This is a genomic window from Bacillus sp. FSL M8-0166, assembly GCF_038008825.1.
GTDB lineage: Bacteria > Bacillota > Bacilli > Bacillales > Bacillaceae > Bacillus > Bacillus safensis.
This window is the reverse complement of record NZ_JBBOZZ010000001.1, coordinates 2,167,975-2,183,706: the sequence shown is the minus strand read 5'-3', so window position 1 is coordinate 2,183,706 and position 15,732 is coordinate 2,167,975. Positions and strand designations below refer to the sequence as shown.

Annotated in this window: 14 protein-coding genes, 3 tRNA genes and 3 rRNA genes; 16 read left to right on the top strand and 4 right to left on the bottom strand. The window is 45.0% G+C overall.

From position 1 onward, the window contains the following. The 11 genes from NSS92_RS11460 to tsaD all read left to right on the top strand — a co-directional run bounded on the left by NSS92_RS11460 (position 1) and on the right by tsaD (position 9,106). Positions 1–74: transfer RNA gene (locus NSS92_RS11460), tRNA-Gly, on the top strand. A gap of 131 nt (positions 75–205) precedes the next feature. After that, positions 206–1,754, top strand: a 16S ribosomal RNA gene (locus NSS92_RS11455). Between the two features lie 182 nt (positions 1,755–1,936). Next, positions 1,937–4,867, top strand: a 23S ribosomal RNA gene (locus tag NSS92_RS11450). A 61-nt stretch (positions 4,868–4,928) separates the two neighbouring features. Then, positions 4,929–5,044, top strand: a 5S ribosomal RNA gene (rrf, locus tag NSS92_RS11445). The 16S, 23S and 5S rRNA genes sit together here with 3 tRNA genes alongside, the layout of an rRNA operon. Positions 5,045–5,062: 18 nt before the next feature. Next, positions 5,063–5,139, top strand: a tRNA-Met gene (locus tag NSS92_RS11440). A 4-nt stretch (positions 5,140–5,143) separates the two neighbouring features. After that, positions 5,144–5,220, top strand: a tRNA-Asp gene (locus NSS92_RS11435). Between the two features lie 273 nt (positions 5,221–5,493). Beyond that, positions 5,494–6,471, top strand: a complete 978-nt coding sequence (gene thiL / locus NSS92_RS11430) for a thiamine-phosphate kinase (protein ID WP_267587885.1) — start codon at positions 5,494–5,496, stop codon at positions 6,469–6,471. A 13-nt stretch (positions 6,472–6,484) separates the two neighbouring features. After that, complete coding sequence (tsaE, locus tag NSS92_RS11425) at positions 6,485–6,961, top strand: tRNA (adenosine(37)-N6)-threonylcarbamoyltransferase complex ATPase subunit type 1 TsaE (protein WP_340868036.1); 477 nt, start codon at positions 6,485–6,487, stop codon at positions 6,959–6,961. Continuing rightward, positions 6,942–7,631 (top strand): tRNA (adenosine(37)-N6)-threonylcarbamoyltransferase complex dimerization subunit type 1 TsaB, encoded by a 690-nt coding sequence (tsaB, locus tag NSS92_RS11420; protein WP_340868034.1) that lies wholly within the window; start codon positions 6,942–6,944, stop codon positions 7,629–7,631. The genes tsaE and tsaB overlap by 20 nt, the downstream gene beginning before the upstream one ends. Positions 7,632–7,656: 25 nt before the next feature. Further along, on the top strand, positions 7,657–8,085 hold the full coding sequence (gene rimI, locus NSS92_RS11415; RefSeq protein ID WP_340868032.1) for a ribosomal protein S18-alanine N-acetyltransferase: 429 nt from the start codon (positions 7,657–7,659) through the stop codon (positions 8,083–8,085). Next, entirely contained in the window at positions 8,078–9,106 is a 1,029-nt protein-coding gene (gene tsaD / locus NSS92_RS11410; RefSeq protein ID WP_048240048.1) for a tRNA (adenosine(37)-N6)-threonylcarbamoyltransferase complex transferase subunit TsaD, read from the top strand. The genes rimI and tsaD overlap by 8 nt, the downstream gene beginning before the upstream one ends. A 268-nt stretch (positions 9,107–9,374) precedes the next feature. Here tsaD and NSS92_RS11405 read toward each other — a convergent pair whose 3' ends face one another. Beyond that, positions 9,375–11,297, bottom strand: coding sequence for an ABC-F family ATP-binding cassette domain-containing protein (locus NSS92_RS11405; RefSeq protein WP_340868029.1), 1,923 nt, complete (start codon positions 11,295–11,297; stop codon positions 9,375–9,377). A gap of 138 nt (positions 11,298–11,435) precedes the next feature. Here NSS92_RS11405 and moaC point away from each other — a divergent pair, with 138 nt between their 5' ends. Genes moaC through tatC form a run of 4 tightly spaced genes read left to right on the top strand, consistent with a single transcriptional unit; the run spans position 11,436 to position 13,568 of the window. Next, entirely contained in the window at positions 11,436–11,927 is a 492-nt protein-coding gene (moaC, locus tag NSS92_RS11400; protein WP_340868028.1) for a cyclic pyranopterin monophosphate synthase MoaC, read from the top strand. Between the two features lie 15 nt (positions 11,928–11,942). Continuing rightward, the gene (locus NSS92_RS11395) at positions 11,943–12,596 is read left to right on the top strand and encodes a redox-sensing transcriptional repressor Rex (protein ID WP_008355687.1); all 654 of its coding nucleotides are present in this window, start codon (positions 11,943–11,945) and stop codon (positions 12,594–12,596) included. Between the two features lie 27 nt (positions 12,597–12,623). Continuing rightward, the gene (locus NSS92_RS11390; protein ID WP_008355689.1) at positions 12,624–12,803 is read left to right on the top strand and encodes a twin-arginine translocase TatA/TatE family subunit; all 180 of its coding nucleotides are present in this window, start codon (positions 12,624–12,626) and stop codon (positions 12,801–12,803) included. A 6-nt stretch (positions 12,804–12,809) separates the two neighbouring features. Next, on the top strand, positions 12,810–13,568 hold the full coding sequence (gene tatC / locus NSS92_RS11385) for a twin-arginine translocase subunit TatC (protein WP_073204051.1): 759 nt from the start codon (positions 12,810–12,812) through the stop codon (positions 13,566–13,568). A gap of 39 nt (positions 13,569–13,607) precedes the next feature. Here tatC and NSS92_RS11380 read toward each other — a convergent pair whose 3' ends face one another. From NSS92_RS11380 to NSS92_RS11370, 3 genes are read right to left on the bottom strand one after another with little or no spacing between them, the layout of a single operon-like run. Then, complete coding sequence (locus NSS92_RS11380; RefSeq protein WP_340868026.1) at positions 13,608–14,234, bottom strand: NUDIX hydrolase; 627 nt, start codon at positions 14,232–14,234, stop codon at positions 13,608–13,610. A gap of 56 nt (positions 14,235–14,290) precedes the next feature. Further along, complete coding sequence (locus NSS92_RS11375; protein ID WP_003213897.1) at positions 14,291–14,485, bottom strand: YdiK family protein; 195 nt, start codon at positions 14,483–14,485, stop codon at positions 14,291–14,293. Further along, positions 14,482–15,216 carry a CPBP family intramembrane glutamic endopeptidase gene (locus NSS92_RS11370; protein ID WP_041108753.1) on the bottom strand — a complete coding sequence of 245 codons (735 nt, stop codon included), beginning with the start codon at positions 15,214–15,216 and terminating at the stop codon, positions 14,482–14,484. The genes NSS92_RS11375 and NSS92_RS11370 overlap by 4 nt, the downstream gene beginning before the upstream one ends. Positions 15,217–15,445: 229 nt before the next feature. On the opposite strand from NSS92_RS11370, the gene groES reads away from it, so the two are divergent. Further along, complete coding sequence (groES, locus tag NSS92_RS11365; protein WP_024426730.1) at positions 15,446–15,730, top strand: co-chaperone GroES; 285 nt, start codon at positions 15,446–15,448, stop codon at positions 15,728–15,730. Positions 15,731–15,732 lie beyond the last annotated feature (2 nt).

Genomic DNA, 15,732 nt, shown 5'->3' with positions numbered 1-15,732 from the left:
GCGGGTGTAGTTTAGTGGTAAAACCTCAGCCTTCCAAGCTGATGTCGTGAGTTCGATTCTCATCACCCGCTCCATTTTGAACATGATCTTTGAAAACTAAACAAGACAAAACGTACCTGTTAATTCGAGTTTTTATAAAAAAATCCTATGACACTTCATAGGTAGTCAGTCAAACTGGCGAAAAGCAAAACTTCGGTTTTGTACTTTTTCGGAGAGTTTGATCCTGGCTCAGGACGAACGCTGGCGGCGTGCCTAATACATGCAAGTCGAGCGGACAGAAGGGAGCTTGCTCCCGGATGTTAGCGGCGGACGGGTGAGTAACACGTGGGTAACCTGCCTGTAAGACTGGGATAACTCCGGGAAACCGGAGCTAATACCGGATAGTTCCTTGAACCGCATGGTTCAAGGATGAAAGACGGTTTCGGCTGTCACTTACAGATGGACCCGCGGCGCATTAGCTAGTTGGTGGGGTAATGGCTCACCAAGGCGACGATGCGTAGCCGACCTGAGAGGGTGATCGGCCACACTGGGACTGAGACACGGCCCAGACTCCTACGGGAGGCAGCAGTAGGGAATCTTCCGCAATGGACGAAAGTCTGACGGAGCAACGCCGCGTGAGTGATGAAGGTTTTCGGATCGTAAAGCTCTGTTGTTAGGGAAGAACAAGTGCGAGAGTAACTGCTCGCACCTTGACGGTACCTAACCAGAAAGCCACGGCTAACTACGTGCCAGCAGCCGCGGTAATACGTAGGTGGCAAGCGTTGTCCGGAATTATTGGGCGTAAAGGGCTCGCAGGCGGTTTCTTAAGTCTGATGTGAAAGCCCCCGGCTCAACCGGGGAGGGTCATTGGAAACTGGGAAACTTGAGTGCAGAAGAGGAGAGTGGAATTCCACGTGTAGCGGTGAAATGCGTAGAGATGTGGAGGAACACCAGTGGCGAAGGCGACTCTCTGGTCTGTAACTGACGCTGAGGAGCGAAAGCGTGGGGAGCGAACAGGATTAGATACCCTGGTAGTCCACGCCGTAAACGATGAGTGCTAAGTGTTAGGGGGTTTCCGCCCCTTAGTGCTGCAGCTAACGCATTAAGCACTCCGCCTGGGGAGTACGGTCGCAAGACTGAAACTCAAAGGAATTGACGGGGGCCCGCACAAGCGGTGGAGCATGTGGTTTAATTCGAAGCAACGCGAAGAACCTTACCAGGTCTTGACATCCTCTGACAACCCTAGAGATAGGGCTTTCCCTTCGGGGACAGAGTGACAGGTGGTGCATGGTTGTCGTCAGCTCGTGTCGTGAGATGTTGGGTTAAGTCCCGCAACGAGCGCAACCCTTGATCTTAGTTGCCAGCATTTAGTTGGGCACTCTAAGGTGACTGCCGGTGACAAACCGGAGGAAGGTGGGGATGACGTCAAATCATCATGCCCCTTATGACCTGGGCTACACACGTGCTACAATGGACAGAACAAAGGGCTGCAAGACCGCAAGGTTTAGCCAATCCCATAAATCTGTTCTCAGTTCGGATCGCAGTCTGCAACTCGACTGCGTGAAGCTGGAATCGCTAGTAATCGCGGATCAGCATGCCGCGGTGAATACGTTCCCGGGCCTTGTACACACCGCCCGTCACACCACGAGAGTTTGCAACACCCGAAGTCGGTGAGGTAACCTTTATGGAGCCAGCCGCCGAAGGTGGGGCAGATGATTGGGGTGAAGTCGTAACAAGGTAGCCGTATCGGAAGGTGCGGCTGGATCACCTCCTTTCTAAGGATATATGGAGCAGCGTACGTTTTCGTCTTGTTTAGTTTTGAAGGATCATTCCTTCAAAACATGTCTCTAGCGAGACAGGATTGTTCTTTGAAAACTAGATAACAATAAGTAATACATTCACATTGAATGCAATGCAAAGTTCATCACACATAGTGATTCTTTCTAAAGTAAGAAATGGTTAAGTTAGAAAGGGCGCACGGTGGATGCCTTGGCACTAGGAGCCGATGAAGGACGGGACGAACACCGATATGCTTCGGGGAGCTGTAAGCAAGCTTTGATCCGGAGATTTCCGAATGGGGAAACCCACTGCTCGTAATGGAGTAGTATCCATACTTGAATACATAGAGTATGAGAAGGCATACCCGGGGAACTGAAACATCTAAGTACCCGGAGGAAGAGAAAGCAAATGCGATTCCCTGAGTAGCGGCGAGCGAAACGGGAACAGCCCAAACCAAGAGGCTTGCCTCTTGGGGTTGTAGGACACTCTATACGGAGTTACAAAGGAATGATATAAGCGAAGAGGTCTGGAAAGGCCCGCCAAAGAAGGTAACAGCCCTGTAACTGAAATGTTATTCTCTCCAGAGTGGATCCTGAGTACGGCGGAACACGTGAAATTCCGTCGGAATCCGGGAGGACCATCTCCCAAGGCTAAATACTCCCTAGTGACCGATAGTGAACCAGTACCGTGAGGGAAAGGTGAAAAGCACCCCGGAAGGGGAGTGAAATAGATCCTGAAACCGTGTGCCTACAAGTAGTCAGAGCCCGTTAACGGGTGATGGCGTGCCTTTTGTAGAATGAACCGGCGAGTTACGATCCCGTGCAAGGTTAAGCAGAAGATGCGGAGCCGCAGCGAAAGCGAGTCTGAATAGGGCGCATGAGTACGTGGTCGTAGACCCGAAACCAGGTGATCTACCCATGTCCAGGGTGAAGTTCAGGTAACACTGAATGGAGGCCCGAACCCACGCACGTTGAAAAGTGCGGGGATGAGGTGTGGGTAGGGGTGAAATGCCAATCGAACCTGGAGATAGCTGGTTCTCTCCGAAATAGCTTTAGGGCTAGCCTCAAGGTAAGAGTCTCGGAGGTAGAGCACTGATTGGACTAGGGGCCCCTACCGGGTTACCGAATTCAGTCAAACTCCGAATGCCGATGACTTATCCTTGGGAGTCAGACTGCGAGTGATAAGATCCGTAGTCGAAAGGGAAACAGCCCAGACCGCCAGCTAAGGTCCCAAAGTATACGTTAAGTGGAAAAGGATGTGGAGTTGCTTAGACAACCAGGATGTTGGCTTAGAAGCAGCCACCATTTAAAGAGTGCGTAATAGCTCACTGGTCGAGTGACTCTGCGCCGAAAATGTACCGGGGCTAAACGTATCACCGAAGCTGCGGACTGTTCTTACGAACAGTGGTAGGAGAGCGTTCTAAGGGCTGTGAAGCCAGACCGGAAGGACTGGTGGAGCGCTTAGAAGTGAGAATGCCGGTATGAGTAGCGAAAGACGGGTGAGAATCCCGTCCACCGAATGCCTAAGGTTTCCTGAGGAAGGCTCGTCCGCTCAGGGTTAGTCGGGACCTAAGCCGAGGCCGAAAGGCGTAGGCGATGGACAACAGGTTGATATTCCTGTACCACCTCCTCACCATTTGAGCAATGGGGGGACGCAGGAGGATAGGGTAAGCGCGGTATTGGATATCCGCGTCCAAGCAGTTAGGCTGGGAAATAGGCAAATCCGTTTCCCGTAAAGGCTGAGCTGTGATGGCGAGCGAAATTTAGTAGCGAAGTTCCTGATTCCACACTGCCAAGAAAAGCCTCTAGCGAGGTGAGAGGTGCCCGTACCGCAAACCGACACAGGTAGGCGAGGAGAGAATCCTAAGGTGATCGAGAGAACTCTCGTTAAGGAACTCGGCAAAATGACCCCGTAACTTCGGGAGAAGGGGTGCTTCTTAGGGTGTTAAAGCCCCGAGAAGCCGCAGTGAATAGGCCCAGGCGACTGTTTAGCAAAAACACAGGTCTCTGCGAAGCCGTAAGGCGAAGTATAGGGGCTGACGCCTGCCCGGTGCTGGAAGGTTAAGAGGAGCGCTTAGCGTAAGCGAAGGTGCGAATTGAAGCCCCAGTAAACGGCGGCCGTAACTATAACGGTCCTAAGGTAGCGAAATTCCTTGTCGGGTAAGTTCCGACCCGCACGAAAGGCGCAACGATCTGGGCACTGTCTCAACGAGAGACTCGGTGAAATTATAGTACCTGTGAAGATGCAGGTTACCCGCGACAGGACGGAAAGACCCCGTGGAGCTTTACTGCAGCCTGATATTGAATGTTGGTACAGCTTGTACAGGATAGGTAGGAGCCTTGGAAACCGGAGCGCTAGCTTCGGTGGAGGCATCGGTGGGATACTACCCTGGCTGTATTGACCTTCTAACCCGCTGCCCTTATCGGGCAGGGAGACAGTGTCAGGTGGGCAGTTTGACTGGGGCGGTCGCCTCCTAAAATGTAACGGAGGCGCCCAAAGGTTCCCTCAGAATGGTTGGAAATCATTCGCAGAGTGTAAAGGCACAAGGGAGCTTGACTGCGAGACCTACAAGTCGAGCAGGGACGAAAGTCGGGCTTAGTGATCCGGTGGTTCCGCATGGAAGGGCCATCGCTCAACGGATAAAAGCTACCCCGGGGATAACAGGCTTATCTCCCCCAAGAGTCCACATCGACGGGGAGGTTTGGCACCTCGATGTCGGCTCATCGCATCCTGGGGCTGTAGTCGGTCCCAAGGGTTGGGCTGTTCGCCCATTAAAGCGGTACGCGAGCTGGGTTCAGAACGTCGTGAGACAGTTCGGTCCCTATCCGTCGCGGGCGCAGGAAATTTGAGAGGAGCTGTCCTTAGTACGAGAGGACCGGGATGGACGCACCGCTGGTGTACCAGTTGTTCTGCCAAGGGCATCGCTGGGTAGCTATGTGCGGACGGGATAAGTGCTGAAAGCATCTAAGCATGAAGCCCCCCTCAAGATGAGATTTCCCATTCCGCAAGGAAGTAAGATCCCTGAAAGATGATCAGGTTGATAGGTCTGAGGTGGAAGCGTGGTGACACGTGGAGCTGACAGATACTAATAGATCGAGGACTTAACCTATATTCTAATGTGAAGCATGAACATTGTTATCTAGTTTTGAGAGAACATTCTCTCCATCAGGTTTGGTGGCGATAGCGAAGAGGTCACACCCGTTCCCATACCGAACACGGAAGTTAAGCTCTTCAGCGCCGATGGTAGTTGGGGGTTTCCCCCTGTGAGAGTAGGACGCCGCCAAGCTTGTTATATTTATATCGTCGCGGGGTGGAGCAGTTCGGTAGCTCGTCGGGCTCATAACCCGAAGGTCGCAGGTTCAAATCCTGCCCCCGCAACCAAAATGGTCCGGTAGTTCAGTTGGTTAGAATGCCTGCCTGTCACGCAGGAGGTCGCGGGTTCGAGTCCCGTCCGGACCGCCATTTTTATGACTTGTAAACGAAAACGTATAGTTTCGTTTTTTTTTATGTCTTTTTCTTTCTACAAATGCCCAAGTTGCAATGAAATGTTTTGTGTTTGGCTACACTATAAGAAAGAATAGATAGATTACTTCAACTCAGCCTGGTTTTTTCACACCAGGCTTTCTTTATATCATTTTTAGTTGGAACTGAGACTTAAATTCGCTACACTAATACTAACTGTGCTTGACCTCATGTCTACTTAACCAATTGATTGCAAGAAGGGGCTGTCTTTTTATGGATGAATTTGATCTTATTCGCCGAATCACACCAAAAGATACATATCAGCGCTCTTTGATCATGGGCATCGGTGATGATGCAAGTGTTTATCAACCTCATTCACATTGTGAAGAGGTCGTTTGTGTTGATACAATGGTGGAGCATGTTCATTTTCGTTTTGACTTTTCCACACCATTTGAAGTTGGCTTTAAGGCACTGGCAGTCAATGTCAGTGATATCGCTGCAATGGGAGGGACCCCAAAGTATTATCTTGTTTCAATTGCGATCCCGCCTCATGGTGATGAGACAATCGTCACGGATCTTTACGAGGGAATGAAAGCGTTGGCTGACTCCTATCATATGGATTTGATTGGTGGAGATACAGTGGCCACCCGCAGTGACTTTGTCATTACCGTGACAGTCATTGGTGAGGTTTCAAAGGGAACAGCTTGTTATCGTCACAGTGCTCAGACTGGAGACATCGTCTTTGTCACAGGTGAACTCGGTTCATCAGCTGCTGGGTTATCAATCTTAATGAACGAAGAAGCCCCTTCTGAGGCGGTCGATGCTGATTTTTTTCTTAAGCGTCATAAAATGCCTCAGCCTCATATTGCTGCTGGACACATTTGTTCAAGTTTCCCGCGGGTCACCTTGAATGATGTGAGTGATGGATTAGCGAGTGAGTTGAATGAGATAGCCGAAGCGAGCTGTGTGATGATCGAGATAGAAGCTGATAAGCTTCCAATTCATCCAGATTTACAGGTGCTGCGCAAAGACTGGCTTGAATGGGTGTTATTTGGGGGAGAAGACTTTGTTTTAACTGGTACGATACCAGAATCTGATTGGGAAAGCTTTGAATCGCAATGTCAAAAAGAAGGCATTCAGATCACACGTATTGGACAAGTCAAAGATGATCAAGCAGCCAGTGTTATGTTAAAAGACAATGATCAACAAACAATGTTAATGAAAAAAGGATATAATCATTTTAAGAAATGAGGTGACATCAACGGTGAAATTAACATGGACGACAAAAGGTGCGGATGAGACGAAACGAATTGCCGCTGCTTTGGCCAAACTTGTGATACCAGGCGATGTATTGACATTAGAAGGAGATTTAGGCGCAGGCAAAACCACTTTTTCAAAAGGTTTTGCGGAAGGCTTAGGAATTACCCGTATCGTCAACAGCCCCACCTTTACAATTATTAAAGAATATACCGATGGCAGACTGCCACTTTATCATATGGACGTGTACCGAATGGAAGATGCAGAAGAAGAGATTGGACTCGAAGAATATTTTGAGGGTGAAGGTGTATGCTTGGTTGAATGGGCACATCTTATTGAACCTCAATTGCCTTCTTCCTATTTAAAAATAGAAATGCTGAGAACAGAACGTGAAGAAGAACGGCACCTCACGTTTGATGCAAAAGGGGAGCGTTATGAGACCCTTTGTAAGGAGATGAAAGATTTTGACCATACTGGCCATTGATACATCAAACCATACACTAGGAATTGCTCTTGTAAGAGACTTCACTGTGATTGGCGAGAGCATTACGTATTTAAAGAAGAACCATTCCGTCCGAGCGATGCCTACTGTTGAAGCATTGATGAAAGAGTGTGGTGTAGCGCCAAGTGAACTAAGTAAAATTGTTGTAGCGAAAGGACCTGGTTCCTACACTGGCGTTCGAATCGGTGTGACCATTGCAAAAACACTCGCATGGACGCTGTCTATCCCGATATCGGCTGCTTCGAGTTTAGAAACACTTGCGGCAAATGGCCAATATTTTGATGGGTATATCTCACCTCTATTTGATGCGAGAAGAGGCCAAGTTTATACCGGACTATATACGTTTGAAAAGGGTAAGATCAAAGAGGTCGAACCAGATCAAAATATCTTGCTCACGGATTGGCTTCATGAACTGAAGCAGACAGGAAAGCCTGTTTTATTTCTTGGACAAGATGTGCACCTTCATGAAGAGAGCATTCGCTCCATTTTAGGAGAAACGGCTGTGCTGGCAGAGGGGACATTTCATAACCCAAGACCTTCAGTGCTTGCATTTTTAGGCGCAGATCGTCCTGCTGAAGATGTCCATCAGCTTGTTCCTAACTATATTCGTTTGGCAGAAGCGGAAGTGAAATGGCTTGAAGGACAAAAATAATCTTAACATAGCAGAGATTCGACAAATGACAGTAGCGGACATTCCAGAGGTGTATACGATTGAAGTGCATTCGTTTACAGCTCCTTGGAAAAAGGAATCGTTTGTCTATGAGATTCTCCATAATCAATACAGCTATTATTTCCTCATTGAAGAAGATAAACAGCCTGTTGGGTATTGCGGGGTCTGGATTGTCATGGACGATGCACAAATTACGAACATTGCGATTCTCCCTGAGCATAGAGGAAAAGGCTACGGGGAAGCATTGCTTCGATATGTGATGGAATTTTGCAAAGAAAAAAAGACAGATCATCTTTCTTTAGAGGTGCGGGTTTCGAATACACCAGCACAATCCCTCTATGAAAAGCTCGGTTTCAGACCAGCTTCAATTCGAAAGAATTATTATACGGATAATGGAGAAGATGCATTAGTCATGTGGGTGAATATAAATGAGTGAACAAACAGATCGATTCATATTAGGTATAGAAACAAGCTGCGATGAAACAGCTGCGTCCATTGTGAAAAATGGAAAGGAAATCGTGGCGAATGTGGTGGCCTCGCAAATAGACAGTCATAAACGATTTGGCGGTGTTGTACCCGAAATTGCTTCGAGGCATCACGTGGAGCAAGTCACCATCGTATTAGAAGAAGTGATGGCACAGGCGGGTATGAGCTTTAAGGATTTAGATGCGATCGCTGTCACAGAAGGACCTGGTCTTGTCGGTGCCTTGCTGATTGGTGTCAATGCAGCAAAGGCACTGAGCTTTGCCCATCAAATTCCTCTTGTTGGTGTACATCATATTGCAGGACATATTTATGCAAATCAGCTTGTTGATGAATTGGAGTTTCCATGTTTAGCTCTTGTTGTCTCTGGCGGACATACTGAGCTTGTTTTAATGAAGGAGCACGGATCTTTTGAGGTCATCGGAGAAACTTTAGATGATGCGGCTGGAGAAGCGTACGATAAAGTGGCCCGGACGATGGGTCTCCCGTACCCAGGCGGACCTCACATTGATCGGTTAGCGCATGAAGGAGAGCCGACAATTAAGCTTCCTCGTGCATGGCTTGAAGAAGGGTCCTATCACTTTAGCTTCAGTGGTTTAAAATCAGCTGTGATCAACACCTTACACAATGCGTCACAAAAGGGAGAAACAATTGCCCCAGAGAATTTGGCCGCAAGTTTTCAAGCAAGCGTCATTGAAGTGCTTGTTGGGAAAACATTGAAAGCAGCAGAAGCCTATGGTGTGAAGCAGGTTGTTCTAGCTGGAGGAGTCGCTGCCAATAAAGGACTAAGAGAAGCTTTAACCTCAGCATTCACGAAGCTGCCAGACGTGAAGGTCATTATTCCGCCATTATCTCTTTGTACAGACAATGCAGCCATGATCGCTGCTGCTGGAACCGTTGCATTTGAAAAAGGAATAAGAGGCGATATGGCGATGAATGGCCAGCCAGGATTGCCGCTAGTCTCATATAAATGAAAACTCCTGTGGATTACAGGGGTTTTTATTTTTTATGAAAGCGATCTATTCACATGTAAACGTTATATATCCACAATTGTTAGAAAATTTTGTTTTAAAATGAAGAGGGTGTGTATAAATACGATCTTTTTTGTGGATATGTGATTAAAACTCTGTGGATAAAGTGGATAAGTCCAAAGTATTTAAGAATAATCAAGAATTTATTGTGGGTATCGTTGTGGATAATAAATTTCATTGAAAGAAAAAAGAGTACCCTTTAGGGCACTCTTTAAGATTCTGACAGCTCTTCCCACTCTGCAAAAAGTAATTCCAGCTCTTGATTGAGCGTATCATTTTCTGTTTGAATGGCTTGGATCTTCTCGTGATCTTGAAAAATATCAGGATCACATAGAAACTCTTCATTTTCACCGAGTTTGTCTTCAATGACAGCAATCCGTTCTTCAATTTCTTCGATTCTGCGCTGCTTTTGTCTTTCTTTCTTTTTCAGTTCTTTTTCTTCCGCATAAGAAAGCTTTGCCTTTTCTGCTGGCTGTGCATCTTGTTTTTTAAGCGGTTCATTTTCTTGAAGTGCTTCCAGCTCTAATTGTTCATTTTTCTTTTCAAGATAGTAGTCATAATCACCGAGATATTCTCTTGTTTCTGTAGGCGAAAGCTCAAATACTTTCGTAGCGAGACGATTGATAAAATAACGATCATGCGAGACAAATAAGATGGTTCCTGGATAATCGATTAGTGCATTCTCTAAAATTTCCTTACTATCTAAGTCCAGATGGTTTGTAGGCTCATCGAGAATAAGGAAATTGGCTTTTTGGAGCATCAGCTTTGCCAGTGCAAGGCGTGCTTTTTCTCCGCCGCTTAATGCATGGACAGGCTTTAAAACGTCATCACCGGAAAAGAGGAAGTTTCCTAAACATGTCCGAATTTCTTTTTCATTCATATGAGGATAGTCATCCCAAAGCTCATTGAGCACTTTTTTCGAGGATGTCAGTTTGGCTTGCTCTTGGTCATAGTAGCCGATCGTGACATGAGATCCAAAAGTGATGTCGCCTTTTACTGGTGTTAATGTGTTCGTTAACGTTTTTAAAAGGGTTGATTTCCCGATCCCGTTAGGTCCAATGAGTGCCACACTATCCTCGCGTTTAATCTGAAAAGAAAGAGAGGATAGGAGCGGTGTTTTTTCATCATAACTAATATCGAGATCATGCACCTTCAGCACATCATTGCCGCTTTGTCTCGTAATATCAAAATGAAAGTTTGCAGATTTTTCATCACCTAAAGGCTTATCTAAACGATCCATCCGTTCGAGCTGCTTGCGTCTGCTTTGAGCGCGCTTTGTGGTGGAGGCTCTTGCCAGGTTGCGGTCCACGAAATCCTGAAGCTTTGAGATCTCTTCTTGCTGCTTTTCGTAGAGTTTCATATCACGCTCTAGTTGCTCTGCTTTCAGCTCAAGATACTTACTATAGTTCCCTGCAAACTTTTTCATCGAAGTTCTTGAGACTTCATAGACGTGGTTTACGACTTTGTCTAAGAAATAGCGGTCATGGGACACGATGAGAATGGCACCTGTATAATTTTGCAAATACTGCTCCAGCCATGATAAGGTATCAATATCTAAATGGTTGGTCGGCTCATCCAGAATTAAGAGTTCTGGTTTCATTAACAAGAGCTTTCCAAGCGCTAGACGGGTTTTCTGGCCGCCGCTTAAAGATTGGACGGTTGTCTCATCTTCAAAATGACTAAAACCGAGTCCATGAAGAATGGAACGGACATCTGCTTCATATTGATACCCGCCTTGATCTTTAAATTCCTGCTGAAGCCTGTCATAGGTTTTCATAAGGGCATCCAGCTCAGAACCTGTGGAGGAAGCCATTTTCTCCTCAATGGTTCTCATCTCTTGTTCCATCTCTTTTAAATGATCAAAAACCGATAATAATTCGTCTTTTAACGTACGTGTAGATGTCACATCGGTATGCTGTGCTAAATAGCCGATCGATAGGTCTTTTGGTTTGATGATCTCACCTTGCTCGTAAGACATTTGACCGGCAATGATTTTCAAAAGCGTGGATTTGCCTGCGCCGTTACGACCTACAATGGCAATTCGATCCCTTGCTTTGACTTCCAATTTTATATTCGTTAAAACGGTATCAGCGCCAAACGATTTGGACAGCTGATTCACTTGTAGAATCATCATGTAACTTCACCTCTGCTATAATATGTTAAGTGTAGCTTATCAGCAGTAAACCGGCAAATGTTACATACAATCGCCATATTCAAATGAAAGACAGATAGGAAAAAATAGTGTATCATTTGAGTGAGGGAGCGTTGAAAGATGAGTCAATTTAGCCACTTTAACGAACAGGGAAGAGCAAAGATGGTCGACATTAGTGACAAATCGTCTACAGTGAGAACCGCCGTTGCTGTTTCAAGTGTTCGTATGATAAAAGAAGTGTTTCATAAAATAGAGCAGCGTGAAATTGGAAAAGGGGATGTGCTGTCGGTTGCACAGGTTGCTGGTATCATGGCAGCAAAGCAAACATCTACCATCATTCCAATGTGTCATCCGCTTGCACTAAAAGGCGTGGAAATCTCCTTTAATTGGGAGGAAGACGGAAATGCGCACATCCTGAACATACAAGTACAGGTAAAAACAAAAGGAAGTACGGGTGTGGAGATGGAAGCGCTCACTTCTGCTTCAGTATGTGCACTGACCGTTTACGACATGTGCAAAGCGATTGATAAAGGCATGATCATCGGTCCTACCTATCTAATTGAAAAGACAGGCGGGAAAAATGGTGATTTTCACAGAGCATCTGATATTTAAGTTGGAGGACCTTATATGAATATAGATCAGTCAAAAATTCCACAAGCGACAGCCAAACGTTTGCCGCTATATTACCGTTTTTTAAAAAATCTGCATGCATCAGGAAAACAAAGGGTGTCATCAGCGGAGCTTAGTGATGCAGTCAAAGTGGATTCTGCTACCATTCGCCGAGATTTTTCGTACTTTGGTGCACTTGGGAAGAAAGGGTATGGCTATAATGTCGATTATCTCTTGACCTTCTTCAGAAAGACCCTTGACCAAGATGAAATGACCAATGTCATGCTCATCGGTGTCGGGAATTTAGGGACTGCTTTTTTACACTATAATTTCATAAAAAATAATAATACAAAAATTTCAATGGCTTTTGACGTCAATGAGAGTAAAATAGGAAGTGAGATAGGCGGCGTGCCTGTCTATGATTTGGATAAGCTTGAAGAGCATGTTCAAGAGGTAGGAGATATCCCTGTTGCGATTTTGACAGTACCTGCCGTAGCAGCTCAATCCATTACAGATCGTTTGATTGCCCTTGGCATCAAAGGAATCCTTAACTTTACGCCGGCTCGATTGAATGTGCCGGAACACATTCGAATTCATCATATAGATTTGGCGGTTGAACTTCAGTCTCTTGTGTATTTCTTAAAGCATTACTCTGTTACGCAGGAGGACTGACGAAAAGGGGTAAAGGGGGTGGAGCAAATGGGTCCGATCGGTCCTGGGAGTTTGATTCTGATTGCGATTGTAGCGCTCATTATTTTTGGGCCGAAAAAGCTTCCTGAATTAGGAAGAGCAGCAGGAGATACATTACGTGAATTCAAAAATGCCACAAAAGGCTTAGCTGATGATCAGGAAGAAAAAAAGAAAAAAGAAGATCAGTAGAATAGGATGAGCTTCATGAATGTCAAAGATATGCCGCTTATGGAGCATATTGTGGAACTGCGAAAACGCTTAGTGATCATTGCGATGTTTTTTGTCGCCTTTATGGTGGCTGGTTTTTTTCTCGCTAAGCCGGTCATTGTGTATTTACAAAATACCGATGAAGCGGCAACACTCACACTGAACGCTTTTAAGCTTACAGATCCACTGTACGTGTTTATGCAGTTCGCATTTGTCATTGCTTTGGTTTTGACGTGTCCCGTTATTTTATATCAGCTGTGGGCGTTTGTGAGTCCTGGCTTATATGAAAAAGAAAGAAAGGTGACACTTGCTTACATTCCGATTGCACTGCTTTTATTTTTGAGCGGTGTGGCTTTCTCTTATTTTATTTTGTTTCCGTTTGTCGTCGACTTTATGATGCGAATGTCGAATGATTTAAATGTAGAGCAAGTCATTGGGATTCATGAGTATTTTACATTTCTGATGCAGTTAACACTTCCATTTGGCTTTTTGTTTCAGATGCCCGTCGTGTTGATGTTTCTCACAAGACTTGGCATCATCACACCGATGTTTTTATCAAAAATACGGAAGTATGCCTATTTTGTCCTCCTTGTCATTGCCGCACTCATTACACCGCCAGAGCTTGTTTCTCACCTCATGGTCACCTTGCCAATGCTCGTTTTATACGAAGTAAGCATTATCATTTCAAGAGTGACCTACCGCAAAATGCAGCAAACAGAGGAGAAAGAAAGTCATTATGTCTCATAAAAAAGCATCGTGATCCAATGAGGGATCACGATGCTTTTTCTATTGTGAAAGAAATTGATTGATCGCGTGAAAGAGGTGCTCATAATAGGCGGGCTCATGCTGGACAAAATCATGAACACCCACTTCCATGCTTTCCTCACGTCGTTCTTCGTTTGCATCAACTTTAAAGCCCTCGATTTGAATTTTTTCGCATGTTCCTGTTAAAAGCTGCTGTGCATCAAGCAGCTTTGCTCTGTACAGACCAGCGACTTCTTCTTTCTGTAGATGAACTTCCATGTGCTCTTTTTGATTCATATAAAGGTACACATGGCAGAACTCACGGTCAATGAACGAAGGCATATGGATTTCATCCTGTATGACACCTGCAAAGGTGAGGTCCTCAAAAGGGATAGAAAGACCAAGCTCTTCTTCTACCTCTCTCAAGCCATCAGAAGGCTGTTCATCTGCAAGAAGGTGGCCCGCTGCTGTGATATCAAAAAGAGATGGAAAATCCTTTTTTTCGGGACTTCTAAGCTGAAAATAAAGGTGCACGGTGCCATGTTCCTTTTTAAGAAGCCAGAAATGAAATGTTTCATGCCAATGGCCTTGGGTGTGGACATCTGAACGGGCGGAGACTCCAATCGTTTCATGCTGATCATTGAAGATACGAAGTTTTTCATGTTCCATCAAGACACGTCCTCCATAAAAAAACCATTTTCCAACCGCGGAAAATGGTTTTTGATTTATTTTTGCTGCTGTTTTTTGAGTTTGACAGAGAAGGCAAACATTTTAAGCGCGATATTGATATTATAGGCCGCAAACACCATCAGCAAAATGCTGTAAAATGACCACATGTCACCTGGGTTCTGAATGGCCATATAGGTGAAAGCGACACCTACGGCAAAATAAATGATGCCCCATACGACTGGGTTTCTCATGAGAAAAAGCCTCCAATAATCATTTGCATAGTTTGAGATTGTTCTTCAATCATTTTTCTTACTGGCTCAATCTGTACAAGAATGACGAGCGAGTTCATCAACATATGAGCGCCGATTGGAACAATGATTCGTTTTGTTTTGGCATATAAAAAGGCAAAGGTAAAGCCCATTGCGGTATAGAGAAAGAAGTGGGGAAAATCAGAGTGTGCAGCAGCGAAAAATACTGAACTCACAAGTGCTCCAATAAAAAAATTCGTTCTTTCATAAATCACACCAAAAATGATTTTTCGGAAAACGATTTCTTCAAGTATTGGTCCAATCAGTGAAATAATGATAACAAGAAAAGGAAAAGCATCCATAATAGATAAAATATTTTGCGTATTTTCTGATTCACGGCCAATGCCGAATGCATATTGTTCAATCACGCCTGCAATCGATTGTGCAAAGAGAGAAAGAAAGAAACCGCCAATGATCCATGCGATAGCAGAACCGATTGAAGCAGGCGCTTCATTTCGCAGTGAAGCTTTTGGGACGGTTCGAAGGATGAGCAGAATAATGATCAACCCGATACAGAAACTGATGATTGTCCACGTTCCTGATAATTTTGAAAGCTCTGTTTGAGTCATCGGTGTTTGAATGAATCCCAGCCATTTCATAATAAGAAAATAAGGAAACGCAGATACCTGTACCAATATATACGTTAAGATGATGTACCAATATTGTTTTTTCAAGTAACGAAAACCCCTTTACTAAAAGAACTAAATTTATTGTAACACAAGTCTTCTTTTTCGATAAAAAGGAAAGAATCTGAGATTGAAAAAGATCGTGAAAGCGTAAAAATTTTTAAGAGTTTTCACTTGAAATTGCAGAAGACATTCTTTATTATAATAAATGTGTTAGCACTCACTGGTGATGAGTGCTAAAAAAGACTACATATAAAAATTGAGGAGGTTGTTTCTTATGTTAAAGCCATTAGGCGATCGCGTAATCATTGAACTCGTTGAATCTGAGGAAAAAACCGCTAGCGGTATTGTTTTACCGGATTCTGCAAAAGAAAAACCGCAAGAAGGTAAAATTGTTGCAGCAGGTTCAGGGCGTGTACTTGAAAGTGGTGAGCGCGTTGCGTTAGAAGTAAGCACAGGCGACCGCATTATCTTCTCAAAATATGCAGGCACTGAAGTGAAATATGAAGGAAAAGAATATTTAATCCTTCGTGAGAGCGACATTTTAGCTGTTATTGGTTAATC

What these genes read in the sequence shown, in the direction of transcription:
- thiL (WP_267587885.1), top strand. Translation starts at nt 5,494, where the DNA reads ATGGATGAATTTGATCTTATTCGCCGAATCACACCAAAAGATACATAT.
- rimI (WP_340868032.1), top strand. Translation starts at nt 7,657, where the DNA reads ATGACAGTAGCGGACATTCCAGAGGTGTATACGATTGAAGTGCATTCG.
- tsaD (WP_048240048.1), top strand. Translation starts at nt 8,078, where the DNA reads ATGAGTGAACAAACAGATCGATTCATATTAGGTATAGAAACAAGCTGC.
- NSS92_RS11405 (WP_340868029.1), bottom strand. Translation starts at nt 11,297, where the DNA reads ATGATGATTCTACAAGTGAATCAGCTGTCCAAATCGTTTGGCGCTGAT.
- moaC (WP_340868028.1), top strand. Translation starts at nt 11,436, where the DNA reads ATGAGTCAATTTAGCCACTTTAACGAACAGGGAAGAGCAAAGATGGTC.
- NSS92_RS11395 (WP_008355687.1), top strand. Translation starts at nt 11,943, where the DNA reads ATGAATATAGATCAGTCAAAAATTCCACAAGCGACAGCCAAACGTTTG.
- NSS92_RS11390 (WP_008355689.1), top strand. Translation starts at nt 12,624, where the DNA reads ATGGGTCCGATCGGTCCTGGGAGTTTGATTCTGATTGCGATTGTAGCG.
- tatC (WP_073204051.1), top strand. Translation starts at nt 12,810, where the DNA reads ATGAGCTTCATGAATGTCAAAGATATGCCGCTTATGGAGCATATTGTG.
- NSS92_RS11380 (WP_340868026.1), bottom strand. Translation starts at nt 14,234, where the DNA reads ATGGAACATGAAAAACTTCGTATCTTCAATGATCAGCATGAAACGATT.
- NSS92_RS11375 (WP_003213897.1), bottom strand. Translation starts at nt 14,485, where the DNA reads ATGAGAAACCCAGTCGTATGGGGCATCATTTATTTTGCCGTAGGTGTC.
- groES (WP_024426730.1), top strand. Translation starts at nt 15,446, where the DNA reads ATGTTAAAGCCATTAGGCGATCGCGTAATCATTGAACTCGTTGAATCT.